At 73.6% G+C, this 5,893-nt stretch carries 4 protein-coding genes; 3 read left to right on the forward strand and 1 reads right to left on the reverse strand.

What is annotated here, in order from left to right; genetic code table 11:
- The first annotated feature begins 178 nt into the window (after positions 1-178).
- Together AWC30_RS09545 and AWC30_RS09550 are read left to right on the forward strand one after the other, a co-directional pair.
- The gene (locus AWC30_RS09545) at positions 179-2,788 is read left to right on the forward strand and encodes an ABC transporter ATP-binding protein/permease (protein ID WP_085109970.1); all 2,610 of its coding nucleotides are present in this window, start codon (positions 179-181) and stop codon (positions 2,786-2,788) included.
- Positions 2,785-4,524: an ABC transporter ATP-binding protein gene (locus AWC30_RS09550; protein WP_085109971.1), complete on the forward strand. Its 1,740-nt coding sequence runs from the start codon at positions 2,785-2,787 to the stop codon at positions 4,522-4,524. The genes AWC30_RS09545 and AWC30_RS09550 overlap by 4 nt, the downstream gene beginning before the upstream one ends.
- A gap of 7 nt (positions 4,525-4,531) precedes the next feature.
- On the opposite strand, the gene AWC30_RS09555 is transcribed toward AWC30_RS09550, so the two are convergent.
- Positions 4,532-4,951, reverse strand: coding sequence for a nuclear transport factor 2 family protein (locus AWC30_RS09555; RefSeq protein ID WP_234808019.1), 420 nt, complete (start codon positions 4,949-4,951; stop codon positions 4,532-4,534).
- A 125-nt stretch (positions 4,952-5,076) separates the two neighbouring features.
- Between AWC30_RS09555 and AWC30_RS09560 the strand changes: the two genes are divergently transcribed.
- A complete protein-coding gene (locus AWC30_RS09560; protein WP_085109973.1) occupies positions 5,077-5,811 on the forward strand; it encodes an MgtC/SapB family protein in 735 nt (244 codons plus the stop codon).
- The last annotated feature ends 82 nt before the right edge of the window (positions 5,812-5,893 follow it).

The raw sequence follows: 5,893 nt of genomic DNA on the forward strand, positions 1-5,893 counted from the left end.
ACTCATCAGCCACCCCTGACGGTGTCACCCATGTCGCGACTCAGCTGTCACCTATGTCATGAACTCACACACCTCCGCCCGCACCGGCGTCCACCGCGCCCCGACGCCCAGGTAAGGTAACCCTTAGCTAAAGCGGACGACAGATGGGGTGGTGCACGGTGGCCGGAGTTCAACACTGATGGCCCGCGGCCTGCAGGGCATGGTACTGCGCGGCTTCGGCGCGCGCGACCACCTCGCCACCGTCGTCGAAACCGTAATGCTGGCACCGCATTTCGTGCGAGTGCGGATGACTTCACCGACCTTGTTCGACGACGCGGCACCCGAGCCCGCCGCCTGGCTGCGGTTCTGGTTCCCCGACCCGGACGGATCGGCCACCGAGTTCCAGCGCGCCTACACCCTGACCGAGACCGACCCGGCCACCGGCGCGTTCGCCGTCGACATGCTCATGCACGAGCCGGCCGGGCCGGCGTCGCGCTGGGCACGCGCCGCCGCGGCAGGCGACACCATCGCAGTGATGTCGATGATGGGCTCGACGCGGTTCGTGGTGCCCGACGAGCAGCCCGCCGGCTACCTGCTGATCGGCGACGCCGCCTCGATCCCGGGCATCAACGGCATCATCGGCACCGTCCCCGACGACGTCCCCGTCGAGCTCTACCTCGAACAGCACGACGACGCCGACCCGCTGATCCCGCTGGCCGCACACCCGCGGCTGCGCACCCACTGGGTGGCCCGCCGCGGCCCGACCTCGCTGGCCGAGGCCATCGAAGCCCGGGACTGGTCGAACTGGTACGCCTGGGCGACCCCGGAGGCCGGCAGCCTCAAACACGTGCGCACCCGGTTGCGCGACACCTTCGGGTTCCCCAAATCCGAGGTGCACGCCCACGCCTACTGGAGCGCCGGGCGCGCCATGGGCACGCTGCGCTCCACCGCCGCCGAAACACCCGCCGAGACCCCCGTCGAGCCGGCCCCCGCTACCGCTGACGCACCGGCCCCGCCCGCGACACCGGCCGAAACGGCCGCCGCGGCCCCACCGGTGGCGGGCACCTGGAAGGCGCAGGGCGCCGGGCGGCTGCTGCGCCCGCTGCGGACCCAGGTCGCGCTGGCCGGGGTGCTGCAGGCGGTGATCACCCTCACCGAGTTGGCCCCGTTCGTGCTGCTGGTGGAGTTGGCCCGGCGCCTGTTGGCCGGTGACCCGCCCGAACGGCTGTGGCCGATCGGGGTCGCGGCGGTGGTACTGCTCGGGGGCGGCGCGCTGCTCGGGGCCGCGCTGACCCTGTGGCTGCACGTGGTCGACGCCCGGTTCGCCCGTGACGTGCGAAACCGGCTGCTGGGCAAGCTGGCCCGGCTGCCGCTGGGCTGGTTCACCGCCCGCGGCTCGGGTTCGATCAAGCAACTGGTCAACGACGACACCCTGGCGTTGCACTACCTGGTCACCCACGCGATCCCCGACGCGGTCGCCGCGGTGGTGGCGCCGCTGGCGGTGCTGGGCTACCTGTTCGTCGTCGACTGGCGACTCGGGCTGCTGCTGCTGGGGCCGGTGCTGGTCTACCTGGTGTTGATGTCGGTGATGTCGGTGCAGTCCAGTTCCCGGATCACCCAGGCGCAGCACTGGTCGGAGACGATGAACACCGAAGCCGGCGCCTACCTGGCCGCCCAGCCGGTGATCCGGGTCTTCGGCGGCGCGGCGGCCTCCACGTTCCGCGCCCGCCTCGGCGAGTACCTGGAGTTCCTGGTCGGTTGGCAGCGACCGCTGACCGGCAAGAAGACGCTGATGGACCTGGTCACCCGGCCGTCGACGTTCCTGTGGCTGATCGTCACCGCGGGCACCCTGCTGGTGGTCGCGGGCCGGATGGACCCGCTGACCGTGCTGCCGTTCCTGGTGCTGGGCACCACGTTCGGCACCCGGCTGCTGGGCATCGGCTACGGGCTGGGCGGGATCAGCGCCGGGCTGCTGGCGGCCCGCCGGCTGCAGGCCGCGTTCGACGAGCCCGAACTCACGGTCGCCCCGGACACCCGGGCCGACGGTGGTGCGGTCCCGGGCGCGGCGGCGGTGGAGTTCGACGCGGTCACCTTCGGCTACCGCCCGGGCGTGCCGGTGCTGCACGATGTGACACTGCAGCTGCCGCCGGGGACCGTGACCGCGCTGGTCGGGCCGTCGGGCTCGGGCAAGTCGACGCTGGCGGCGCTGGTGGCCCGGTTCCACGACGTCGACGCAGGCGCGATCCGGATCGGCGGGCGCGACATCCGCGGCCGCAGCGCCGACGAGCTCTACCGCGAAGTCGGGTTCGTGCTGCAGGACACCCAGCTGGTGCGCGGCAGCGTCTTCGACAACATCGCGCTGGCGGTGCCCGACGCGCCCGCCGAGGCGGTCCACGCCGCCGCCCGCGACGCCCAGATCCACGACCGGATCCTGGCGCTCCCCGACGGCTACCACACCGTGCTCGACGCCGACAGCACCCTGTCCGGCGGGGAACGCCAACGGCTGACGATCGCGCGCGCCCTGCTCGCCGACACCCCGGTGCTCATCCTCGACGAGGCCACCGCCTTCGCCGACCCCGAATCGGAGTACCTGGTGCAACAGGCCCTGACCCGGTTGACCGCGAACCGCACCGTGCTGGTGATCGCCCACCGGCTGCACACGATCACCGGCGCCGACCAGATCGCGGTGCTCGACCACGGCCGGATCGTCGAACGCGGCACCCACGACGAACTGGTCGCCGCGGGCGGTCGCTACCAGCGGCTGTGGCGAAGCGGACAGGCCGGCCGGCTGGCGGAGGCGACCCGATGATCGCCACCCTGGGGCTGCTGATCCCCCCCGACCAGCGCCGCCGCTTCGCCGCCTACCTGACGCTGACCGCGCTGTCGGTGGTGGTGCGCGCCGGCGCGGTGGTGCTGCTGGTGCCGCTGCTGGCGGCACTGTTCTCCGACGCCCCCACGACCGCGCTGCCCTGGCTGGGCTGGCTCACCGCCGCCACCGTGGCCGGCTGGCTGATCGACGCCGCGGCCGCCCGGCTCGGCTTCGCCCTGGGGTTCGCGGTGCTGGACCGCGCCCAGCACCAGGTCGCCGACCGGCTCGCCGCCGTCCGGCTGGACTGGTTCGACGCCGACACCACCGCCACCGCCCGGCAGGCGATCGCCGCCACCGGCCCGGAACTGCTGGGACTGCTGGTCTACCTCGCCGCGCCGCTGGCCACCGCCGCGCTGCTGCCCGCCGCGATCGCGGTCGCCCTGCTGCCGGTCTCGGTGCCGCTGGGGCTGGCCGCCCTGGCCGGGGTGCCGCTGCTACTCGGTGCGCTGGCCGCCTCGGTGCGGTTGGCCCGCACCGCCGACGCCGCCGCCGACACCGCCAACGCCGAACTGACCGAGCGGATCATCGAGTTCGCCCGCACCCAGCCGGCGCTGCGCGCGGCGCGCCGCGCCGAGCCGGCCCGCAGCCTGGTCGGCGCGGCGGTGGCCACCCAGCACGGCGCCCTGATGCGGTTGCTGCGCATGCAGATTCCCGGACAACTGCTGTTCAGCCTGGTCAGCCAGCTGGCGCTGATCATCCTGGCCGGCACGGCCGCAGCACTGACCGTCTCCGGCGACCTGGGGGTGGGCCAGGCCGTCGCGCTGATCGTGGTGATCGTGCGCTACCTGGAACCGTTCACCACGATCGCCGAACTGGGCCCGGCGCTGGGCTCGACCCGGGCCACCCTGGAGCGCATCGGGGCGGTGCTCTCCGCGCCGACCACGCCGGCAGGCACCGGCGCGCTGCCCGCCGCCACCGGCGCCCCGGAAGTGGTGTTCGACGACGTCACCTTCGGCTACCCGGGCTCGACCACACCGGTGCTCGACGGTGTCGGCTTCCGGCTGGCGGCGGGCACCACCACCGCGATCGTCGGGCCGTCGGGGTCGGGCAAGAGCACCGTGTTGGCGCTGATCGCCGGGCTGCACCTGCCCGGTTCCGGCCGGGTTCTCATCGACGGGGTCGACACCGCCGGTCTGGATCTGGCCAATCGCCGCGCCGCCACCAGCGTGGTCTTCCAGCACCCCTATCTGTTCGACGGCACGATCGGCGCGAACGTGCGCGCCGGCGATCCGGCCGCCGCCGACGACGACTACCGGGGCGCGATGCGGCTGGCGCGGGTCGACGAGATCACCGCCCGGCTGCCCGACGGCGCGGACGCGGCGGTCGGCGAGGCCGGCTCCGCACTCTCCGGCGGCGAGCGTCAGCGGGTCTCGATCGCGCGCGCCCTGCTCAAACCGGCGCCGGTGCTGCTGGTCGACGAGGCCACCAGCGCGCTGGACACCGAGAACGAGGCCGCCGTGGTCGCCGCCCTCACCGCCGACCCGCGGCCGCGTACCCGGGTGGTGGTGGCCCACCGGCTGGCCAGCATCCGCCGCGCCGACCGGGTGCTGTTCCTGGAGGGCGGGCGCATCGTCGAGGACGGCGCCCCGGCCGATCTGCTGGCCGCCGGTGGCCGCTTCGCCCGGTTCTGGCAGGAGCAGCACGACGCCGCGACCTGGCGGATCGCCACCGGCTGAGCGCGGCTCAGCCCGGCGGGTTCTGCGACCAGACGGTCTCCTCGCGCAGGGCCCGGCTGCGCCAGCCGTCGGCGGTGCGGACCAGTTCGTGGTGGTAGTAGCCGCCGAAGAAGCTGGGGGAGTCCAGCCCCGGCAGCTGCATCGGGTTGTAGAACATCGCCCGCACCGTGGCGGTGTCGCCGTGCACGTCGGCCTCGATGTTGGTGATGTGGTGCAGGCTCATCGGGATCGCCGCCATCGCGGCGGCCAGCCAGTCGGCGACCTCGTCGCGACCGCCCGCGATCGCCCCGGCCGAGACGTAGTCGATCGTGGCGTCGTCGGTGAACACCGAGCGGTACAGCGCCCAGTCGCGGGTGTCCACCGCCCGGGCGTAGCGGTTCAGCAGCGCCGCGATCGCCAACTCGTCACCGATCCGTTGCAGGTCCACCGCGGGCCCCTTCCGGCCGAATCCACTGACAGCGCGAGGCATCTGCCTAACACGCGGGCCCCGGCCGGTCAAGGGAGCGCGGCGCTCGCCGCGCGGATCGGCGCAGGCCCTGGTATCAACGAACCGTGCAGACATTGAGCCTGGCCGACTTCGCGCTCCGGCTGGCCGTCGGGCTGGGCTGCGGGGCGCTGATCGGGCTGGAACGGCAGTGGCGGGCCCGGATGGCGGGGCTTCGCACCAACGCGCTGGTCGCCGCGGGCGCCACCCTGTTCGTGCTGTACTCGGTGGCCACCGACGACGTCGGCGGCCCCACCCGGGTCGCCTCCTATGTGGTCTCCGGTGTCGGCTTCCTCGGCGGTGGGGTGATCCTGCGGGAGGGGTTCAACGTCCGGGGCCTCAACACCGCCGCCACGCTGTGGTGTTCGGCGGCGGTCGGGGTGCTGGCCGCCGGCGGGCATCTGCTGTTCGCGGCGGTGGCCACCGCCGCGATCGTCGGCACCCACCTGCTGGGCCGCCCGCTGGGCCGGCTGATCGACCGCGACCACCACCTCGAGGAGGACCACGACCCGCGGCCCTACCGGGTGCAGCTGGTCTGCCTGCCCGAGCGCGAACAGGTGCTGCGCGCCCAGCTGGTGCGCCGGCTGGGCGGCGACGACCTGCTGCTGCACGGGCTGCGCACCGGCCGCGACGACGACGGGGACACCGTGCTCACCGCGCAGGTGCTGGTCGACGGCGAGGCCGCCGGCCGGCTGGAGCGCGTGGTCGCCGACCTGTCGTTGCAGTCCGGGGTCGACGCGGTGCACTGGTACGCCGACGAGGGGGCCGGTGCCGGGCCGTTCGGGCTGGCCGAACGGGACTGAGCCGCTAAGCCTCGATCCACGGACGAATTGGCTGGTCGTCGGGTGTCGTGACGAGGAAAGTGCCCTCTGAGCTGCGATGATG

The sequence above is a fragment of the Mycolicibacillus trivialis genome (assembly GCF_002102395.1).
In the GTDB taxonomy this organism is placed as follows: domain Bacteria; phylum Actinomycetota; class Actinomycetes; order Mycobacteriales; family Mycobacteriaceae; genus Mycobacterium; species Mycobacterium triviale.

Coding starts and splice junctions, on each gene's coding strand:
- AWC30_RS09545 (WP_085109970.1), top strand. CDS start 179: ATGGCCCGCGGCCTGCAGGGCATGGTACTGCGCGGCTTCGGCGCGCGC.
- AWC30_RS09550 (WP_085109971.1), top strand. CDS start 2,785: ATGATCGCCACCCTGGGGCTGCTGATCCCCCCCGACCAGCGCCGCCGC.